Source organism: Mycobacterium sp. 360MFTsu5.1, from assembly GCF_000383495.1.
Lineage (GTDB): Bacteria > Actinomycetota > Actinomycetes > Mycobacteriales > Mycobacteriaceae > Mycobacterium > Mycobacterium mucogenicum_B.
In genome coordinates this window covers 494,192-512,890 of record NZ_KB911462.1, presented here as the reverse complement: position 1 = coordinate 512,890, position 18,699 = coordinate 494,192, and the positions used below count along the sequence as shown (strand labels likewise).

General features: G+C 68.1%; 23 protein-coding genes. 6 read left to right on the top strand and 17 right to left on the bottom strand.

The annotated features are described in order from the left end of the window. Positions 1 to 16 precede the first annotated feature (16 nt). On the top strand, positions 17 to 955 hold the full coding sequence (gene coaA, locus H289_RS0102660) for a type I pantothenate kinase (protein WP_029104715.1): 939 nt from the start codon (positions 17 to 19) through the stop codon (positions 953 to 955). A 63-nt stretch (positions 956 to 1,018) separates the two neighbouring features. Here coaA and H289_RS0102655 read toward each other — a convergent pair whose 3' ends face one another. From H289_RS0102655 to H289_RS0102640, 4 genes are all read right to left on the bottom strand, one after another. After that, complete coding sequence (locus H289_RS0102655) at positions 1,019 to 1,420, bottom strand: hypothetical protein (RefSeq protein ID WP_020099208.1); 402 nt, start codon at positions 1,418 to 1,420, stop codon at positions 1,019 to 1,021. A gap of 91 nt (positions 1,421 to 1,511) precedes the next feature. Beyond that, positions 1,512 to 1,931: a hypothetical protein gene (locus tag H289_RS0102650; protein ID WP_020099207.1), complete on the bottom strand. Its 420-nt coding sequence runs from the start codon at positions 1,929 to 1,931 to the stop codon at positions 1,512 to 1,514. Positions 1,932 to 2,059: 128 nt separating this feature from the next. Then, a complete protein-coding gene (locus H289_RS0102645; RefSeq protein WP_020099206.1) occupies positions 2,060 to 3,424 on the bottom strand; it encodes a hypothetical protein in 1,365 nt (454 codons plus the stop codon). Positions 3,425 to 3,445: 21 nt separating this feature from the next. Next, a complete protein-coding gene (locus tag H289_RS0102640; RefSeq protein WP_020099205.1) occupies positions 3,446 to 4,243 on the bottom strand; it encodes a (2Z,6E)-farnesyl diphosphate synthase in 798 nt (265 codons plus the stop codon). A gap of 116 nt (positions 4,244 to 4,359) precedes the next feature. On the opposite strand from H289_RS0102640, the gene trhA reads away from it, so the two are divergent. Beyond that, positions 4,360 to 5,082, top strand: coding sequence for a PAQR family membrane homeostasis protein TrhA (trhA, locus tag H289_RS0102635; protein ID WP_020099204.1), 723 nt, complete (start codon positions 4,360 to 4,362; stop codon positions 5,080 to 5,082). Between the two features lie 52 nt (positions 5,083 to 5,134). On the opposite strand, the gene H289_RS0102630 is transcribed toward trhA, so the two are convergent. The 4 genes from H289_RS0102630 to mca form a co-directional block, all read right to left on the bottom strand. Further along, on the bottom strand, positions 5,135 to 5,497 hold the full coding sequence (locus H289_RS0102630) for a nuclear transport factor 2 family protein (RefSeq protein ID WP_020099203.1): 363 nt from the start codon (positions 5,495 to 5,497) through the stop codon (positions 5,135 to 5,137). A gap of 10 nt (positions 5,498 to 5,507) precedes the next feature. Further along, positions 5,508 to 7,484: a thioredoxin domain-containing protein gene (locus H289_RS0102625; RefSeq protein WP_020099202.1), complete on the bottom strand. Its 1,977-nt coding sequence runs from the start codon at positions 7,482 to 7,484 to the stop codon at positions 5,508 to 5,510. Positions 7,485 to 7,559: 75 nt separating this feature from the next. After that, entirely contained in the window at positions 7,560 to 7,850 is a 291-nt protein-coding gene (locus H289_RS29545) for a hypothetical protein (RefSeq protein WP_020099201.1), read from the bottom strand. Continuing rightward, positions 7,847 to 8,713 carry a mycothiol conjugate amidase Mca gene (gene mca, locus H289_RS0102615; RefSeq protein ID WP_020099200.1) on the bottom strand — a complete coding sequence of 289 codons (867 nt, stop codon included), beginning with the start codon at positions 8,711 to 8,713 and terminating at the stop codon, positions 7,847 to 7,849. Before mca ends, H289_RS29545 begins: the two co-directional genes overlap by 4 nt. A 120-nt stretch (positions 8,714 to 8,833) precedes the next feature. On the opposite strand from mca, the gene H289_RS0102610 reads away from it, so the two are divergent. From H289_RS0102610 to H289_RS29540, 3 genes are all read left to right on the top strand, one after another. Further along, entirely contained in the window at positions 8,834 to 9,256 is a 423-nt protein-coding gene (locus H289_RS0102610; RefSeq protein WP_020099199.1) for a DUF4307 domain-containing protein, read from the top strand. 264 nt (positions 9,257 to 9,520) lie between these two features. Next, a complete protein-coding gene (greA, locus tag H289_RS0102605) occupies positions 9,521 to 10,015 on the top strand; it encodes a transcription elongation factor GreA (RefSeq protein ID WP_020099198.1) in 495 nt (164 codons plus the stop codon). 46 nt (positions 10,016 to 10,061) lie between these two features. After that, on the top strand, positions 10,062 to 10,724 hold the full coding sequence (locus tag H289_RS29540) for a GOLPH3/VPS74 family protein (RefSeq protein WP_020099197.1): 663 nt from the start codon (positions 10,062 to 10,064) through the stop codon (positions 10,722 to 10,724). Here H289_RS29540 and H289_RS0102590 read toward each other — a convergent pair. The 3 genes from H289_RS0102590 to H289_RS29535 are packed head-to-tail and all read right to left on the bottom strand — an operon-like array spanning position 10,721 to position 12,916. Continuing rightward, the gene (locus H289_RS0102590) at positions 10,721 to 11,893 is read right to left on the bottom strand and encodes a cystathionine gamma-synthase (protein ID WP_020099196.1); all 1,173 of its coding nucleotides are present in this window, start codon (positions 11,891 to 11,893) and stop codon (positions 10,721 to 10,723) included. The two genes, H289_RS29540 and H289_RS0102590, sit on opposite strands and share 4 nt — an antisense overlap. Before the next feature lie 10 nt (positions 11,894 to 11,903). Next, entirely contained in the window at positions 11,904 to 12,383 is a 480-nt protein-coding gene (locus tag H289_RS33845; protein WP_020099195.1) for a TM2 domain-containing protein, read from the bottom strand. Between the two features lie 14 nt (positions 12,384 to 12,397). After that, positions 12,398 to 12,916, bottom strand: a complete 519-nt coding sequence (locus H289_RS29535) for a DUF4190 domain-containing protein (protein ID WP_020099194.1) — start codon at positions 12,914 to 12,916, stop codon at positions 12,398 to 12,400. Between the two features lie 84 nt (positions 12,917 to 13,000). On the opposite strand from H289_RS29535, the gene H289_RS0102575 reads away from it, so the two are divergent. Then, positions 13,001 to 14,167, top strand: a complete 1,167-nt coding sequence (locus H289_RS0102575; protein ID WP_020099193.1) for an acyl-CoA dehydrogenase family protein — start codon at positions 13,001 to 13,003, stop codon at positions 14,165 to 14,167. On the opposite strand, the gene H289_RS29530 is transcribed toward H289_RS0102575, so the two are convergent. The 6 genes from H289_RS29530 to H289_RS0102545 all read right to left on the bottom strand — a co-directional run bounded on the left by H289_RS29530 (position 14,151) and on the right by H289_RS0102545 (position 18,663). Beyond that, positions 14,151 to 14,645 carry an RDD family protein gene (locus tag H289_RS29530; protein ID WP_020099192.1) on the bottom strand — a complete coding sequence of 165 codons (495 nt, stop codon included), beginning with the start codon at positions 14,643 to 14,645 and terminating at the stop codon, positions 14,151 to 14,153. The two genes, H289_RS0102575 and H289_RS29530, sit on opposite strands and share 17 nt — an antisense overlap. After that, positions 14,645 to 15,115 (bottom strand): RDD family protein, encoded by a 471-nt coding sequence (locus tag H289_RS29525; protein WP_081633284.1) that lies wholly within the window; start codon positions 15,113 to 15,115, stop codon positions 14,645 to 14,647. The genes H289_RS29530 and H289_RS29525 overlap by 1 nt, the downstream gene beginning before the upstream one ends. An 84-nt stretch (positions 15,116 to 15,199) precedes the next feature. Continuing rightward, complete coding sequence (locus H289_RS33300; RefSeq protein WP_020099190.1) at positions 15,200 to 16,309, bottom strand: DUF2189 domain-containing protein; 1,110 nt, start codon at positions 16,307 to 16,309, stop codon at positions 15,200 to 15,202. 52 nt (positions 16,310 to 16,361) lie between these two features. Beyond that, positions 16,362 to 16,790, bottom strand: a complete 429-nt coding sequence (locus tag H289_RS0102555; protein ID WP_020099189.1) for a DUF2752 domain-containing protein — start codon at positions 16,788 to 16,790, stop codon at positions 16,362 to 16,364. A 12-nt stretch (positions 16,791 to 16,802) separates the two neighbouring features. Next, positions 16,803 to 17,183 (bottom strand): CD225/dispanin family protein, encoded by a 381-nt coding sequence (locus H289_RS0102550; protein ID WP_020099188.1) that lies wholly within the window; start codon positions 17,181 to 17,183, stop codon positions 16,803 to 16,805. Between the two features lie 85 nt (positions 17,184 to 17,268). After that, positions 17,269 to 18,663 carry a cystathionine beta-synthase gene (locus H289_RS0102545; RefSeq protein ID WP_020099187.1) on the bottom strand — a complete coding sequence of 465 codons (1,395 nt, stop codon included), beginning with the start codon at positions 18,661 to 18,663 and terminating at the stop codon, positions 17,269 to 17,271. Positions 18,664 to 18,699: the final 36 nt, after the last annotated feature.

The following is an 18,699-nucleotide window of genomic DNA, read 5'->3' as shown; positions in this document are numbered from 1 at the left end:
CTGCAAGACTGGGCACATGCCGCGGCCGAGCGAGCCGAGTCCCTACGTCGAGTTCGACAGGCGCCAATGGCGCGCGCTGCGTATGGCGACTCCCCTGAAACTCACTGCTCATGAACTGCTGGGCCTGCGCGGTATGGGCGAGCAGCTCGACCTGCTGGAAGTCGAAGAGGTCTACCTGCCTCTGGCCCGTCTGATCCACCTGCAGGTCGCCGCCCGGCAGCGCCTCTTCGCCGCGACGGCGGAGTTCCTCGGCGAACCACAGCAGAATCCCGACCGCCCGGTGCCGTTCATCATCGGCGTGGCCGGCAGCGTCGCCGTCGGCAAGTCGACCACCGCGCGCGTGCTGCAGGCGCTGCTCGCCCGGTTCGGCCACCACCCGCGCGTCGACCTCGTCACCACCGACGGGTTCCTGTACCCGAACGCCGAGCTCATGCGGCGAAAGATCATGCACCGCAAGGGCTTTCCCGAGAGCTACGACCGTCGCGCACTGATGCGGTTCGTCACCGCGGTCAAGTCGGGCGCCGATCAGGCGTCCGCCCCGGTGTATTCGCACCTGATCTACGACATCGTGCCCGGCGAGAAGGTCGTCGTCCGGCACCCCGACATCCTGATCATCGAGGGCCTCAACGTCCTGCAGACCGGACCGGCGCTGATGATCTCGGACCTGTTCGACTTCTCGGTGTACGTCGACGCCCGCATCGAGGACATCGAGCAGTGGTACGTGTCGCGATTCCTCGCGATGCGGGCGGGCGCCTTCGCCAATCCGCAGTCGCACTTCCACCACTACTCGACGCTGACCGACGAGCAGGCCATCTTCGCCGCCCGCGACATCTGGCAGTCCATCAACCTGCCCAACCTGATCCACAACATCCTGCCGACCCGGCCCCGCGCCACGCTGGTGCTGCGCAAAGACGCCGACCACTCCATCAATCGGCTGCGCCTCCGCAAGCTCTGAACAGGGATTTGTGCACGATTTTCCGCGGTAGGCGCGGAAAATCGTGCACAAATCCCAGGGGGGTCAGGCGCGACGGACGCCGGCGTACTGCAGCTCCGCCATGGCCAGCGTGTAGACGGCGCTGACGATCAGCATGGCCACACCCGTCGCCGTCAGCGGCCAGACGTCGTCGATCACGGCCAGCACCGCGGCGATGGTGAAGACCACGTTGGCAATCGCCACCGCGATACCGGGACGACGCACCGCCGCCAGGGTCGAGAGCCCGTAGACGCCGACGCCGTAGACGACAAGGACCGTGGCAAGGACGTACACGGCCGGCCGCGGGATGCCGGACTCCGATGCGATGGCGCCGGCCGCGGCCGCCAGGATGACGCCGCCGGTGCCGCTGATGAGGGCGTCGGCGCGCAGGGCCAGACGCAGCAGACGGTCGGAGCGGACGCGGGCGGGTGCGGTGATGGTGGTCATGGGTTTCCTTTCGGTGGAGGGGTTGGAAGGCCGGCGCGGGGACGTCAACTGCAACCTCTTTCAGCGACGCCCCCGCCCGGCGGGACGGGAGTCACGCCAGACGGCGCACTCCGAGGTATTGCAGCCAGGCGCAGCCCAGGCCGACGGCCATGACGGCCAGCACGAGGACGTTGCCTGCCGCGGTCAGCGGGAGCACTCCGGAAGCCAGCACACCCAGCACCGCGACGGTGCCGATCAGGTTGCCGATCAGCACGCCGGTCCCGACGCGCCGAATCCTGGGCACGGCGGCCATGACGTACAGAGCAAACCCCCACACGACCAGTACCGCGCCGATGATCCATTCGGACGTCGCCGACAGCCCCGACAACCGGGACAGCGGATCAGCGGTGAACGCCATCAGCAGGCCGGTGAGCGAGCACAACGTGCCGTCGACGCGGAGGGCGAAACGGAGCAGGGAATCGGAACTGTCGGACAGTGGGCGGGTGTGGAGCCCGGGGTTGATTGCGGTCATGGCGGTCGCTCCTTGCGGTGCCGGTTGGGGACACCCACGACACTGCTCGAACCGGGTCGCTCCGTCTGCACCAAACGCTGCCGATTACTGCCAGGCACTGCCAACCGCAGGTCAGCGACGCGAGGTGCCTAGGTCAGCGTTGACACCGGGGTACCGCGCAAGTCGGCGGCGATCACTCGCGCCGCCGCGTTCTGCCAGTTGTGCAGCGACCGCTGCGGCACTTCGGTGACGAACCACTGCCACGCCTGCCGGGCCACCGGGTCGAGCCCGGCCGCGGTGGCGTTCTGCGCGTAGGCCCGGACCCCGACGACGTACGGGAAGTACAGCGAGTTGTAGTGGCGCCACTGCTCGGTGGTGCCGAAGTCGCCGCCGTCGCGTGGCTTGAGGGCAGCGATGCGATCGGCCAGCAAATCCTTGAGCTCGTTGGCGCGCTCCAGCGGCTGGTCGGGCGCGCCGCGGCGGGCCAGTCGGTCGTCGATCACCGGCAGCGTCGTCAGCGGGGAGGCGACGAGCTTGGAGAGGTCGGCGTAGTGGCCGAGCGCGCGACGGGTCAGGCGGACGAAGGTCTCGTCGTCGACGTGGTCCAGCGGGTTGGTGGCGCGCAGCGGCAGCGCCGCCTCGGTGCGACGCAGCGCGGCGCGGTCGGCCCGCAGATCCGGTTCGCGGGCGAAGGCCAGCCGGTCCAGCAGCCCCGACAGCGGGTCGGCCAGCACGTTGATGGCGATCGCCACGGCGAGGCTGGTGAACAACAACACCATGAGCGCCAGATGCTCGCCCGTGACCGCCAGGCCGATCAGCACCTGGCCGCCGAACAGCACGGCCACCGCCATGCTGCCGACCAGCGAGCGGCGCATGCCTGCGCGCAGGGCCTGACCTTCGTCGAACGCGTCCCACCACGCCACCGCGATACCGAGCAGCAGCACGTCGAAGGCCGCGGACGCCAGCACCAGCCAGCTCGGCAGGAGTCCCAGCGGGATGAGCAGGATCGCGTTGCCGAGTCCGAAGAAGATGGTCGCCGCCACCACCGCCGGGACGATCTTGCGGGACGACGCACCGCGGCGCAGCCGTCGCACCGCCAGCACGAGCGCGCTGAACGCCGACAGGGCGATGGCACCGACCATGACCCAGTGCCCGGGCCGCAGCGGCGGGTGCACACCGCCGGAGATCCCGGCGCCCACCAAGGCGATGGCCGCCACCGTCGCCACCGCGACGAAGCCCCACCGGCTGCGCGCCGAATCGACGGGCCGGGACAACTCGAGCAGCACGGTGAGCCAGGCGATGCCGGGCACTACGGCCAGATAGGCCTCGATGTGGCTCAGCGGGCCGGTCGGTGCGTCGCCCGCCAGCCGGATCGCGTCGACGGCGACCACCACGGCGAAGCTGCACAACCCGACCGCGGACCACGCCAGGATCGGCTTGCGGGGATCGCGCGCCAGCAGGTACAGCCCCAGCCACCAGCTCAGGGCGAAGACCACTGCCGACAGCGCAGCCATGTCTTCAGTCTGGCACGAACGCTATTTTCCGTAGCGGCGGTTCCGCAGCGTGTAGTCACGCAGCGCACGCAGGAAGTCCACCCGCCGGAAAGCCGGCCAGTGCGCGTCGGTGAACCACATCTCCGAATAGGCGCTCTGCCACAACAGGAACCCGCTGAGCCGCTGCTCCCCCGACGTGCGGATGACGAGGTCGGGGTCGGGCTGGCCCGACGTGTAGAGGTTCTCGGAGATGCCGTCGACGGTCACCGCCTCGATGAGGTCTTCGGCCGTCGCACCGTTGGCGAGCTCCTTGCTCAGCAGGGTGCGCACCGCGTCGGCGATCTCCTGGCGGCCGCCGTAACCGACGGCGACGTTGACGTGGAACGAACCGGCGCCGGTGTGCTCGGCCGTCGACTCGACGGCGTCGCGCAGCCGCTTGGCCGGTTCCTCACCGAGCAGCTCGAGGTCGCCGACGGTCCGCACAGTCCAGTGCTTGTCGGGCGCGCAGATCTCCTCGACGACGTCGGTGATGATGTCGATCAGCGGCGCCAGCTCCTGCGGGTCGCGCTGCAGGTTCTCGGTGGAGAGCAGGTAGATCGTCGCCATCTCGATGCCGGCCTGCTGGCACCAGCGCAGCACCTCGGCGATCTTGGCGGCACCCATGCGGTAGCCGTAGCTGACGTCGTCGTGACCTGCCTCACGGGCCCAGCGCCGATTCCCGTCGCACAGCACCGCAATATGGCGTGGCAGTTGCGCTTTCGAGTGCGCAAGCTCCTGACGCAGCCGCAGCTCGTAGAGCCGGTATGCCGGTTCCTTGAGGCGCGGGGGAATGATGTCCACGAGAAACCAGACTACTGTGGACTTCTGGGTATCCCATGGCTGTTAGTGGAGGAACGTTGACCGCTCCGAGCAATACAGATCCGGCTGCCTCCGAACGGGCTGAGGCACCGTCGAACATGACCAAGCCGTACCGTGCCGCCGCGGTGCTCCGCCATTCGGAAACGCTTCCCGACGTGGTCGTGGAAAGCGTCGTCGAATTTTTCGGCAAGCCCCGCGCCCGCGGCTGGATCCACGTCTACTCGGCGGTCGTTGCGTTCTTTGCCGGTGCCGCACTGGTTTCGGTGTCGTGGGCCATGCAGGGCACGCGCGCCGGATTGGCGACGTTGCTGTACACCTTCACCATCGTGGCGATGTTCACCGTCAGCGGCACCTATCACCGGGTGAACTGGAAATCGCAGAACGCCCGCATCTGGATGAAGCGCCTCGACCACTCGATGATCTTCATCTTCATCGCCGGCAGCTACACGCCGTTCGCGCTCCTCGCGGTGCGCACCGACGGCTGGCTGTTGTTCTGGATCGTGTGGAGCGGGGCGCTGGCCGGCGTGGCCCTCAAGATGCTGTGGCCGACGGCACCGCGCTGGCTCGGCGTGCCGCTGTACATCCTGTTGGGCTGGGTGGCGGCGTGGTTCATCGGCCCGATCCTCGACGGCGCGGGCGTCACGGCCGTCGTGCTGCTGATCGTCGGCGGCGCGCTGTACTCGATCGGCGGCGTGCTCTACGCGCTCAAGTGGCCCAACCCGTGGCCCCGGACGTTCGGGCACCACGAGTTCTTCCACGCCTGCACCGCGGTCGCGGCCATCTGCCACTACATCGCGATGTGGTTCGCGGTCTTCTCCTAGGGATTTGTGCACGATTTTCCGCGGCCAGCGCGGAAAATCGTGCACAAATCGCTCAGAGCTGGGTGACGTTCGCCGGGCCCCAGTAGGCCTTCATCGACGTGATCTTGGCCTCGGCGTCGAAGTTCATGGTGCTGATGATGTCGATGCGCATGGCGCCGTTGACGGTCAGGCTCCAGTAGAACGCGGCCTCGTGGCCGCAGACCCGCAGCGTGTGCAGTTCGTGGGAGTTCTTGGTGCCCGCGATGTTCGAGTAGAAGCCGTGAATCGTCTGACGGCCGACGTGCACCTCACCGCCGACCGGGTCCTCGATGGCGGCATCGACGGCGTACAGCTGCGCGATCCCATCGGCGTCGGCGACGTCGACGAGGTCCAGGTAGCGGTTGACGTTTTCGGTGATCTGCTCAGCGCTGGGCATGCGCCGCACGCTACACGGCCGCCCCGAGGGCAGCGGCGAGATCCCCCGCCGTCGTCACCGGCAGGTCGCACACCTGGCCACGGCAGACGTACGCGGCGTCCCGACCGTTCACGCGACCACGGCCGTCGAGCAGCACCGACGACCCTTCGGCACCGCCGACGACGATGGCGCCGCCGGGCGCCAATCTGCGTGCCGCACTCAGCAATTCCGAATCCGGCCCGGCGCACGCCACCGCGATCTGGATGGGGCCGCGGACGGCCGCTTCGGTGACCGCCAGCCAGTGGCCGCCGCCGCGCGGCGAGCGGGCCAGGATCGGGGTCGCGGCCGCCAGCGTGGCGGCGGCCGCATTGATGTATCGCTCGGGTTCGGCGGCGAGGTGCGCGAACGTCAGCAGCGCCTCGGCGACCAACGACGCGCCCGACGGCGTCGCCCCGTCGACCGGATCGGCGGGACGCACCAGCAGGGCCTCGGCGTCGTCCGCGGTGTCGAACCACCGGCCGCCGCGGTCGGGGTCGGTGAAGTGCGTGAGCGTGGTGTCGAGGAGGGAGTGCGCGGCAGTCAGCCACGACGAGTCGCCCGTCACCTGGTGCAGCGTCAGCAGGCCCGTCGCCAGCGCCGCGTAGTCCTCCAGGATTCCGGCACTGTCGCCGACGGCGCCGCCCAGGCTGGCCCGGCGCAGCCGGCCGTCGACGAGATGCAGGTCCAGTAGCCGGCAGGCGCAACCCGTTGCCGCGTCGAGGAATTCGGGTTTCCCGAGCGCGATCGAGGCTTCCGCCAGCGCCGTGATGGCGAAGCCGTTCCATGCGGTGACGACCTTGTCGTCACGCCCCGGCTGGGGCCGCAATGCCCGTGCCGCCATCAACTTCGCGCGGACCTGCTCGAAGCGTTCGGCATCGTCGGGGTCGGCCAGCAGCTGCAGCACCGAGCTGCCGTGTTCGAACGTCCCGGTGTCGGTGACCTCGAAAAGCGAAGCGGCCCAACGACCGTCGTCGTCGCCCAGCACCGACACCAGCTCGGCCGGCGTCCACACGTACGTCAGGCCCTCGTGCCCGGCGGTATCGGCGTCCAGCGACGAGACGAACATGCCGCCGTCGCCGAGGTCGTCGATGATGAACCGCGCCGTCTCATCGGCAACCTTGCGCGCCAACGGGTTTCCGGTCAGCCGCGCCCAGTGCGCATACACCCGCAGCAGCAAAGCGTTGTCATACAACATCTTTTCAAAGTGCGGCACCACCCACGAGGCGTCGACGCTGTACCGGGCGAAGCCACCCGCCAGTTGGTCGTAGATGCCGCCGCGCGCCATCGCGGTGCCGGTGCGCTCCACCGCATCGAGCGCGGACCCGGTGCGTTCGTGGTGTCGCAGTAGCGCTTCCAGCAATGCCGACGGCGGGAACTTGGGCGCCCGGCCGAAGCCACCGCGGGTGAGGTCCTCGTCGCGCAGCACCGCGGCGACGGCGTGGTCGCACAGTTCGGGCGACGGCGCCGGCCCACCCGAGGGCAACCCGGACGACATCTTGCGCAGCTCCGTGGCGATCTGGTCAGAGGCCTGCTCGACTTCGTCGCGCCGGTTCCGCCAGGTGTCGGTGACAGCCGAAAGCAACTGCAGGAAGTTGCTTTTCGGGTAGTACGTGCCGCAGAAGAAGGGCCGGCCGTCGGGCGTCAGGAAGCACGTCATGGGCCAGCCTCCCTGGCCCGTCATCGCGACGGTGGCGCTCATGTAGATTGCGTCGAGGTCGGGACGTTCCTCCCGGTCGACCTTGATGCAGACGAAGTTCTCGTTCGCCACCGCAGCGACGTCCGAGTCCTCGAACGACTCGTGCGCCATCACATGGCACCAGTGGCAGGCCGCGTAGCCGATGGACAGCAGGATCGGCACGTCGCGGGCCGCGGCTTCGGCCAGCGCCTCGGGTGTCCACTGCTGCCAGTGCACCGGGTTGTCGGCGTGCTGGCGCAGGTATGGGCTGGTGGCTGAGCCGAGGGTGTTCATCGGGCGCCGATCAAGCGGTGAGGTACGAGCCGCGATGAGAAGGCCGGTGCATCAGACGTTGCCATACCTGGAGTCTTACCCAGCTTCCGGCTTTGTAGTGCTGTCAGGCCCAGTGTCGCCCGCCGGCGCATCGTGCGGCACGCCGCCGACGGTGCCGTCGTCGACGGCCTGATCCGGCTCGGGATGCGCGGGATCGAAGGATTCGGGCAGCTTGCGCAGGTGCCGGTTCATCGACCAGACCAGGGCCACCACGGCGATCAGCAGGATCAGCGTGATCACCAGCCCGGCCGGGCTGGCCTTGCCGAAGTCGGGACCCGTCTGGCGTGGACCTTCGGCCAGCAGGATGGTGAGCGGAACAGAAATCACAGCGATACTCCCGTGAACAGATCGGTCTCGGGCAACGTCACCGGAACCCTGGATCGGGCCAATTCGTACTCCTCGGTCGGCCACAGCCGCTGCTGCCATTCGATGGGCGCGCGGAAGAAATCGCCGTTCGGGTCGATCTGCGTGGCGTGGGCCAGCAGCGCCTGGTCTCGCTGCTCGAAGAAGTCGGCGCACTCGATGCGGGTCGTCACCCGGTTGGCGAAGGGATCGTGCTCGGGGTCCCAGTGCTGCAGCCACTTCTCGAACGGCCCGACCTCGCCGTGCTTGGCGAACTCGTCCTGCAGCATCTGCATGCGCCGGCGCAGGAAACCGTGGCCGTAGTACAGCTTCGAGATGCTCCAGGGTTCGCCCTCGTCGGGGAACTGCACGTGGTCGGCGGCCGCTTCGTACGCGGCCATCGACACCTGGTGGCACCGGATGTGGTCGGGGTGCGGGTAGCCGCCGTTCTCGTCGTAGGTGGTGATCACATGCGGCCGGAACTCGCGGATCACCCGTACCAGCCGGCGGACGGGCTCCTCGATCGGCACCACCGCGAACGAGCCCTCGGGCAGCGGCGGCAGCGGATCGCCCTCGGGCAGTCCGGAGTCGACGAACCCCAGCCAGTGGTGCTCGACACCGAGGATCTCGGCGGCCCGGGCCATCTCGTCGCGGCGTACCTCATGGATGCGGCCGTGCACCTCGGGCAGGTCCATCGCCGGGTTCAGGATGTCGCCGCGTTCGCCGCCGGTCAGGGTCACGACCATGACCCGGGCGCCGTTGGCCGCGTACTTGGCCATGGTGGCCGCACCCTTGCTCGACTCGTCGTCGGGGTGCGCGTGCACCGCCATCAACCGCAGTTCGCTCACGTGTGCCTTACCTACTGTCTCTACTCGGTGGGACAACTCGGTGCAGTCCAACCATGTCGCTGCGTCCTATAGTTCCAGTCCAAGCAATCCGAACCGACCGATGGGGCACCCAAAGCAGCCATGATCGAGCGTCCGACCGCCCGCTACGGGCGCCAGCGCATGTCCCGGCTGACCCGTCGCCGTATCGCGATCGGCCTCACGCTCCTCATCGTCGTCGCTGGTGTGGCGCTTGCGTTCGTCGGTTTCCAGCGCCTGGGGACATCGCCCGTCAAGGGTGAGTTGAGCACCTACAAACTCATCGACAACGAAACTGTTGCGGTGACGATCTCCGTCACCCGCGAGGACCCGGCCCAACCCGCGGTGTGCATCGTGCGGGCCAGGGCTCTCGACGGCAGCGAAACCGGACGGCGCGAGATCCTCGTCGTGCCGGCGGAGGCCAAGACAGTCCAGGTGACGGCGGTCGTGAAGTCCACAAAACCGCCGGTCGTCGGCGACGTCTACGGCTGCGGCACCGACGTGCCGTCGTACCTCGTCGCGCCCTGAATGGCGGCCGGCTGACCAACCATCCGGCGAACTCCGAACTGCGAAATCATGACCGTTCGGAGACGCCCAAGTGGTACGCTTGCTCAGTACACGGTTCCGACTGGGGCCGTGTATTGATGCATTAGCGGGCACCTGCTGGCACCTTCTGGGGGGACCTGGACCTGCCCTCGCAATCGCAGCACCGCCGGCCCCAAGCAACGGGGCAACCCCGGACAGACCGCCCGGGCATACACGCACGCTTACTACGACAGGAGAGCAGCAGACATGACCGATACCCAGGTCACCTGGCTCACCGAAGAGGCATTCGAGCGCCTGAAGGCCGAGCTCGATCAGCTGATCGCCAACCGTCCGGTCATCGCTGCCGAAATCAACGACCGCCGCGAAGAGGGCGACCTCCGCGAGAACGGTGGCTACCACGCGGCCCGCGAAGAGCAGGGCCAGCAGGAAGCTCGCATCCGTCAGCTGCAGGAACTGCTCAACAACGCCAAGGTCGGCGAGGCACCGAAGAAGTCCGGTGTGGCACTGCCCGGCTCGGTCGTGACCGTCTACTACGACGGCGACCAGAACGACACCGAGACGTTCCTCATCGCCACGCGCCAGGAAGGCGTCACCGACGGCAAGCTCGAGGTGTACTCCCCCAACTCGCCGCTCGGCCACGCGCTGATCGACGCCAAGGTCGGCGAGGAGCGCAGCTACACGGTCCCCAGCGGCGCCACCGTCAAGGTCACGCTGGTCAAGGCCGAGCCCTATCACGCCTAGCCCTGCGACGGCCGGCGCTACCCCGCCGGCCACCAGCTGACAGCCCATGGCTCAGATCGCCGAAGACCTGTATCTGCTGCTCCTGGACAATTCGTCCGCACAGCCGGGTCTGGATCAACCACGTCGGCACCGGGTGTTGTCCGGTGCCGTCCTGCTGGACCTGGCGCTGGCGTGCCGTATTCGGCCCGCCGCGCCAGGTGACGGCGCACCCGACGGCCATTTGGTCGCCCTCTCCGGCAACGACGCCGTCGACCCGGTGTCCGCGCCGGCACTGGAACTGCTTCGTCAGCGGCCGCGGCGACCTGCCGACGTCATGTCCAAACTGCGCAAGAGCACCGAGGACAGTCTCATCGACCGGCTGGAGCGCGCGGGACAGCTGCGCCGTCAGCCGTTGGGCGGCAACAGGTTCCGGGCGCAGTATGCCTTGCCGCTGACGGACCGGACGCGCGTCGGCCAGGCGCGCGCGGAGATGCTGTCGGCCCTGTTCGACCGCAGACCGCCCGCACCGGCGACGGCGGCCATCGTGACGCTGTTGCACACCGTCGACGGTCTCGGCTCGCTGATGAGCCTCAACGACCGCGGCTGGCGGTGGGTGCATGCCCGCGCCGGCGACATCGCCAGCGGCCACTGGGTCAACGAGTACGAGACCGGCGTCGCCGAGGTGAATCTCGCCGTCACGGCCACCGCGGTGCGGGCTGCCCTGGGTTAACCCAGGGCCTGCTCCAGGTCCCCGATCAGGTCGGCGACATCCTCGATGCCGACCGACAGCCGGACCAGATCGTTCGGCACCTCCAGCTGCGAGCCGGCGGTGGACGCGTGCGTCATGGCGCCCGGATGCTCGATCAGCGACTCCACGCCACCCAGCGACTCGGCGAGGATGAAAATCTCGGTGCGCGAGCACAATTCGCGTGCAGCCTGCTCGCCGCCGTGCAGCCGCACCGACACCATGCCACCGAAGCCGCTCATCTGCTTGGCCGCCACCTCGTAGCCCGGATGACTCGACAGACCCGGGTACAGCACCGTCGAGACGGCCTTGTGGTCATTGAGGAATTCGGCCACCCGCAAGGCGTTCTCGCAGTGCCGCTGCATGCGCAGCGGCAGCGTCTTGAGGCCGCGGTAGGTCAGGTAGGCGTCGAACGGGCCCGGCACCGCGCCGGCGCCGTTCTGCAGGAACGCGAATTTCGAGTCCAGTTCTTCGTCATTGGTCACCAGCGCGCCACCGACGACGTCCGAGTGGCCGCCGATGTACTTGGTGGTCGAGTGCAGCACGATGTCCGCCCCGAGCGACAGCGGCTGCTGCAACGCCGGTGAGGCAAAGGTGTTGTCCACCAACACCTTCACGCCCGATGTCGCGGCGATCTGCACGATGGCCGAGATGTCCGCGATGGACAGCAGCGGGTTGGTCGGGGTCTCCACCCAGATCAGCCGGGTCTTCGAGGTGATCGCCGCGCGCACCTCGTCGAGGTTCGACAGCTGCGCCGGCGTGTGCGTGATGCCCCACTGCGTGAACACCTTGTCGATCAGCCGGAAGGTGCCGCCGTACGCGTCGTCGGGGATGACGATGTGGTCGCCCGGACGCAGCACGGCGCGCAGCGCGCAGTCGGTGGCCGCCATGCCGGAGCTGAACGCGCGGCCGTAGTGCCCGCCCTCGACCGCGGCCAGCAGTGCCTCCAGCGCCGCCCGGGTCGGGTTGCCGGTGCGGGCGTACTCGAACCCGCCGCGCAGCCCGCCGACGCCGTCCTGCGCGAACGTCGAACTGGCATAGATCGGGGTGTTGACGGCACCGGTCTGTGGGTCCGGCCGGAACCCGGCATGAATGGCCCGGGTCGCGGGTCCGTAGGCGCGGTAGTGGTCTGCCTGGCTGCGCTGCTCACTCACAGGCGCCAGCCTAGTCGCGCAGCTTGCGCCCTTGGGTGTCGGGAACGTTCCCCATCAGAATCATGATGCCGTCGATCAAAGGCCAGATGGCGCCGATGCCGCAGGTCACCAACGAGACGACGAGCTGGAGCACGCCGATGGTCGTGTAGCCGAGATAAAATCGCCCGACGCCGAAGCCGCCCAACAGGATCTGCAGCAGGCCCGCCGTCACCTTCGACTTGTCCGACAGCGGCAGTCCCGTCAGCGGGTCGCGGCCCCAGGGCGCAGACGGATCAGCCGCGTACTGCGGCATGTAGCCGTAGCCCGGCTGCTGCGGGTAACCCGGCGGCGGGTAGCCCGGCTGCTGCGGGTAGCCGGGCGGCGGGTACCCGGGCTGCTGCGGGTAGCCCGGGTACTCCGGCTGCCCGAACTGCGGTTCACCCGGCTGTTGCTGGCTGGAACTGTCGCCGGGTTCGTATGCATGCGACGTCGGCTCGTACGGATTCGTCATTGTGTGGGTCCCGTCTAGTAGGTGGTGCTGCCGCTGCTGCCCAGCATGAGCGCGATCAGACCGAAGTAGAAGATGGCGATCAGCGCGAAGAGCGCCAACCCGATGTAGCCGACGATCAAGCCCGCGAGAGCCATGCCCTCGCCCTCTTCACCGCTCTGCTTGATCTGCGACTTGGCGAGGTGCCCGAAGATCACGCCGAGGATCGAGGTGCCGGCGCACGTCACCAGTCCCAGCAGCGAGCAGACCAACGACGCGATGGCCAGCCCGTTGGTCTTCGGCACCGGCGCATAACCGAACGGCATCATGCCGGGCATCGGCGGCACACCCGGATAGCCCTGGGCCGCAGGCGGATACGGCCCGACCGGCGGCGGGTAACCCGGCCCCGGGAAACCGGCGGCCGGCGGCGGGAACGGCTCGGGCGCCGGCATGGACGGGTAGGGCTCGCCGCCGTAGGCCGGCAGCGGCGGCATGCCGTAAGCCGGGGTCGACGCCTCCGGCTCGCCCGCGCCCTGGTTCTGTTCCTGCTCAGTCATCGTCCACCCCGTCTGTCCCTGAGCGACCAGCGTAGCCGGGGCCTGCTCTCGCTTTACGCCGAACTCCCGGTGTAGAACTGCACCATGACAGCCTCGATCGACAATCTGCTCGGCACCGACGACCTGCTGAGCGCCGAGGACATCGAATTGCGCACCATGGTGCGCCAGTTCGGCGAGCAGCGGCTGCGTCCCTACATCGCCGAGTGGTTCGAGAACGGTTCGGTTCCGGTGCGCGAGATCGCCGCCGAGGTGGGCAAGCTGGGCCTGCTCGGTATGCACCTCACCGGCTACGGCTGCAGCGGTTCGACGGCGACGGCGTACGGGCTGGTGTGCCAGGAGCTGGAGGCCGTCGACAGCGGCATTCGTTCCCTCGTCTCGGTCCAGGGCTCGCTGGCGATGTTCGCGATCCATCACTGGGGCAGCGAGGAGCAGCGGGAGCAGTGGCTGCCCGGCATGGCCGCCGGCGACCTGATCGGCTGTTTCGGTCTCACCGAGCCGGACTTCGGTTCCAACCCCGGTGGCATGCGCACGACCGCCCGCCGCGACGGCGACGACTGGGTGCTCAACGGGTCGAAGATGTGGATCACCAACGCCTCGGTCGCCGATGTCGCGGTGGTGTGGGCCCGCGCCGAGGAAGGTGTGCTGGGGTTCGCGGTGCCTACGGACACACCGGGTTTCAGCGCCCGGGAGATGACGCGCAAGATGTCGCTGCGGGCCTCGGTGACCTCTGAGTTCAGCCTCGACGACGTCCGGCTGCCGGAGTCCGCGCGGCTGCCCGGCGCGCGCGGTCTGTCCGGCCCGCTGAGCTGCCTGTCGGAGGCGCGGTTCGGCATCGTGTTCGGTGCGGTGGGCGCGGCCCGCGACTGCCTGCAAGCGACGCTGGACTACGTCGGCACCCGTACGGTTTTCGACAAGACGCTGGCGGAATACCAACTGACGCAGGCCAAGATCGCCGACATGGCCGTCGAACTCGGCAAAGCGCAGCTGCTGGCCCTGCAGCTCGGCCGACTCAAGGACGCCGGCAAGATTCAGCCCGAGCAGGTCAGCGTCGGCAAGCTGAACAACGTCCGCGAGGCCATCAAGATCGCCCGGCAGTGCCGAACCCTGTTGGGCGCCAACGGCATCACGCTGGAGTACCCGGTGATCCGGCACGCCAACAACCTCGAGTCGGTACTGACCTACGAGGGCACGTCCGAGGTGCACCAGCTGGTGATCGGGCAGGCGTTGACGGGAGTCAGTGCGTTCCGCTGACGGGGGTGCGCGTGCGCGGCGGCGTCACGCAGACGGTCTCCATGACCATGTCGGCGAAGGTCTGCCGCTTGGCGTCCCACAGCGGCCACAGGTAGCCGACGATCGACAGGTCGGCCAGGTGCACCGCCTGCCGCAGCAGTGACCGCGCGAAACCTATTGGCGCCCCCGAGGTTTGGCCGACCACCCGGCAGCGCAGGACGGTCTTTCCGAGGCTGGCGCCGGTGCGGCCCTGACGGTAGCCGAAGTTCCAGACCAGATAGCCGACCATGAGCGCCCAGGTGGCCACCAGACTGACATAGCCCAGCGTCGAGTAGCCGTCGCCGCATTGGGCGCCACCGTCGAACGCGGAGGTATCGGTGTCGCACAGCCGATCTCGGGTGAACCATACCAGCGCCGCGCCGGCGGCGGTGAGTACCACGAGCGGCAGCAGGTCGATGACGGCCGCAGCGGCTCGTCGCCACCACGGGGCGTACGCCATCATCGCGTCGACACGCAGACGGTCGACATGATCTTGTCGGCCAGGGTCTGCCGCTTGGCGTCCCACAGCGGGAACAGGTACCCGGCGAACACCGGGATGGCGTCGGCGACGTGGGCCAGCTGCCGCAGCACCGAGCGACCGAAACCGACGGGCAGGCCCGTCTTTTCGTCGATCACCTGGAAATGCAGTACCCGTTTACCCAGGCTGGAGCCCGTGGTGCCCTGCAGATAGCCATGATTCCACACCATGAACAACAGCGCGACGATGAGGCCGGCCAGCCAGATCAGCACGCCGGCAACAGAGTTCCCGGTGGCGCAGTACGGGCCGATGCTGTAGTCCGCTTGGTCGGCAAGGCATTTCGTCACGCGCTGGGAGCGCTCGACCAGACCGCCGACGACGATGACGAACAGCGGAGGGAACCGGTCGATCAGGCTGGCCACCACGCGGGCCCACCATGGTGTGTAGTTCAAGTCGTCCCGTCTCAGTTGGTACTGCCGTCATGCCTGTTCGGGGGCCGCGACCCAGCGGCCCCGTCCCCCGAACAGATCACGACGTCACGGCGTCAGCGGGGCGACCTGACCACCGCTGAGACGACGGTAGGTGTACACCAGCATCAGCGAGGCCACCGGCGCCGAGACCAGCACACCGACGCCGCACGCGAGCGCACCGGCGATTCCGATCAGGCCGGCCACCAGCCACACCAGGATCACCTGTCCGACATTGGCTTTCACGATCTCGATGCTGGCCTTCAACGAGTCGATCGGCGACTGGCCGCGGTCGACCAGGACCGCGTGCGCGAATATCGCGAAAAGCGCGACGATCAAACCAGGGATCACGCACAACACGTAGCCGATAGCCACGAGCACACCGACGATGAGCGTCAGCAGAATCATCGGGCCGATGTAGCGCGGCTTGAAGAAGGACCCGATGGTGGTCGGCTGTCCGTCGGCGATGCCCAGCAGGCCGACGTACTGCGCCGACGAGATGGCCGCCGCGACTACCAGCAGCACGAGGTAACCGAGCACCAAGACGGCGATGCTGGCCGGTCCCAGTGACGTGACGTTGTACGAGTAGCTGAAGCCGGCGTCATCCGCCGAGTAGCTCGACACCGAAGTCTCAGCCAAGCCCAGCACACTGAACTCCACGATGCCGACAATCACACCGACGATGAGGCCGTAGACCAGCGTCGACACGATGAGCGGTCCCGGGTTCTTGGTGAACTTGTTCCATGCCCACGACAGCGCGTCGCCGACGCTGAACGGGGCGGCACCACCCGGCGCGCCGTACTGGTATCCGGCCGGCGGGTAGGCCCCCGGAGGCGGCGGCGCGAAGCCGCCCTGCGGCGGCGGGGGCGGCGGGTAGGCACCACCCGGCGGTGGGGGCGGCGGGGCGTAGCCACCTTGCCCCGGCGGCGGCGGATAACCACCCTGCGGAGGCGGCGGGAATCCGCCGGGCGGCGGAGGCGGCGGCGGGTAGCCACCCTGCGGAGGCGGCGGGTAGCCACCCTGCGGAGGCGGCGGGTAGCCACCCTGCGGCGCCTGCGGAATGTATTCCGTCGGAGCGCCTCCCGGAGGCGGGGGGAACCCACCCGGCGGTGGCTGCGGAATGTACTCCGTCGGCTTATTGGCGTCCGGCGGCGTGCCTTCCGTCGGTTGGTCCGTCATCTTTCGTCCCTCCGAGCGATGTGGATGTGGCGTTTCCAATTACAAACGTGAACTACACGTACAACGAAATGAACGGCGCTATCGGCACATTGCGAATAACAAACCAAATGCACATTACCGTCAAAACGGCCGGAGCGGCCCAGCCCCGATGCTGCCAACTGGTGATTTTTCGGCCCACAATGCGGCCATAGGTCCAAGCGCCATAGGACCAGACGAGCAATACCAAGGCGACCAGACCCACCGCATTGAAGTGCAATGCAGCCGAAAGGTCGCCGTGCATCACGGAATACAGCATTCGCATGCTCCCGCAGCCGGGGCAATCGATGCCCAACAGCGCCTTGGTCGGACAAACCGGGATCGGGCCGCCCGGCATAGTCGGATTGCTCAGCCAGATCGCGCAGCACACGACGCCGGCGCCGGCCGCAACACCGAGCGGCCCAAGGAGCGGACTAACCGCCTTGGGCCGCTGCAGGTGTTGCATTGGAGGAGTGACCTATCCCGAATAGGACGACGTCGAGAACGAGAACGCGCCGAGCACGACGACGAAGATGATGTAGAGCACGGCCACGACGGCACCGGCGATGGCGCCCCACATGGCCCACTTCTTGGCGTCATCGGCGGCGGCCTGCGCCAGGTCGGGCCGGCCCTGCGCCCACAGCCCGGATACCTGAGTGGCCTTGACGATCGACACGATGCCGAAGGGCAAGCAGCAGAAAATGGTGACGAGGATGCCCCACACCAGGTTGTTGTCCGGCGGGCCGCCGGCAGCGGGATATCCACCGGCCGGCGGGTAACCACCCGGCGGCGGCGGCGGGAAATTCCCCGGAGGGGGCGGCGGGAAATTCCCGGGCGGCGGAGGCGGGTACTCGGTCATTGCGGCCTTTCGAATGGTGAACCAGCGAGAGGTGAATGTCTCGCCCTATCGGAGAAGATAAGTCAATCTCCCCCGACTTACGCGGCTATTTACGCGAGCCGCCCTGTGACAGGAATCCCAGCAGATCGTGTCGGGTCAGCACGCCGACGGGCTTGCCGTCGTCGACGACCATCACGGCGTCGACCTCACGCAGTTCCTTGGCCGCCGCGGAAGCCAGCTCGCCGGCACCGATCAGCGGCAGCGGCGGGCTCATGTGCTGCGCCACGGCGTCGGCCAGTTTCGCCCGGCCTTCGAAAACCGCTGAGAGCAGCTCACGTTCGGACACGCTGCCGGCGACCTCGCCGGCCATCACCGGCGGCTCTGCCCCGACGACCGGCATCTGCGAGACGCCGTACTCGCGCAGGATGCCGATGGCGTCGCGCACCGTCTCCGACGGGTGGGTGTGCACCAGGTCCGGCAGCCCGCCGGACTTGCCGCGCAGCACGTCGCCGACGGTGTGTTCCTCGGGCGAGCCGTCCAGCCGGGTGCGCAGGAAGCCGTACGACGACATCCACTCGTCGTTGAAAACCTTTGACAGATAACCTCTTCCGCCGTCCGGCAGCAGCACGACGACGAGAGCGTCGGGCCCCTCGCGCTCGGCGACCTTGATCGCCGCGACCGCGGCCATACCGCACGAGCCGCCGACCAGCAGGGCCTCTTCGCGCGCCAGGCGCCGGGTCATTTCGAACGAATCGGCGTCGGATACGGCGATGATCTCGTCGGGGACGCTCGGGTCGTAGGCCGACGGCCAGAAGTCCTCACCGACACCCTCGACGAGGTACGGCCGGCCGGTACCGCCGGAGTACACCGAGCCCTCGGGGTCGACGCCGACGACCTTCACCCGCCCGCCCGAGACCTCTTTGAGGTAGCGGCCGGTGCCGGTGATGGTGCCGCCGGTACCGACGCCCGCCACGAAATGCGTGATCTTGCCGTCGGTGTCGGCCCAGATCTCCGGGCCGGTGGTCTCGTAGTGGCTGGCCGGGCCGTTCGGGTTGGAGTACTGGTCCGGCTTCCAGGCGCCGTCGATCTCGGTGACGAGCCGGTTGGAGACGCTGTAGTAGCTGTCCGGGTGGTCGGGGGCCACGGCCGTCGGGCAGACGACGACGTCAGCGCCGTACGCGCGCAACACGTTCTGCTTGTCCTCGCTGACCTTGTCGGGGCAGACGAAGATGCACTTGTAGCCGCGCTGCTGCGCGACGATGGCGAGCCCGACACCGGTGTTACCGGAGGTGGGCTCGACGATGGTCCCACCCGGCTTGAGCAGTCCGGCCTCTTCGGCGGCGTCGATCATCTTGACCGCGATGCGGTCCTTGGCGCTGCCGCCGGGGTTGAGGTATTCGATCTTGGCCGCCACCACCCCCGAACCCGCTGGAACAACCGAGTTCAGTTGGACCAGAGGCGTATTGCCGATGAGTTCACTGACGTGCCTGGCGATGCGCATGGGTACATGTTGTCAGGCCGCACCCGGGTCGCGCAT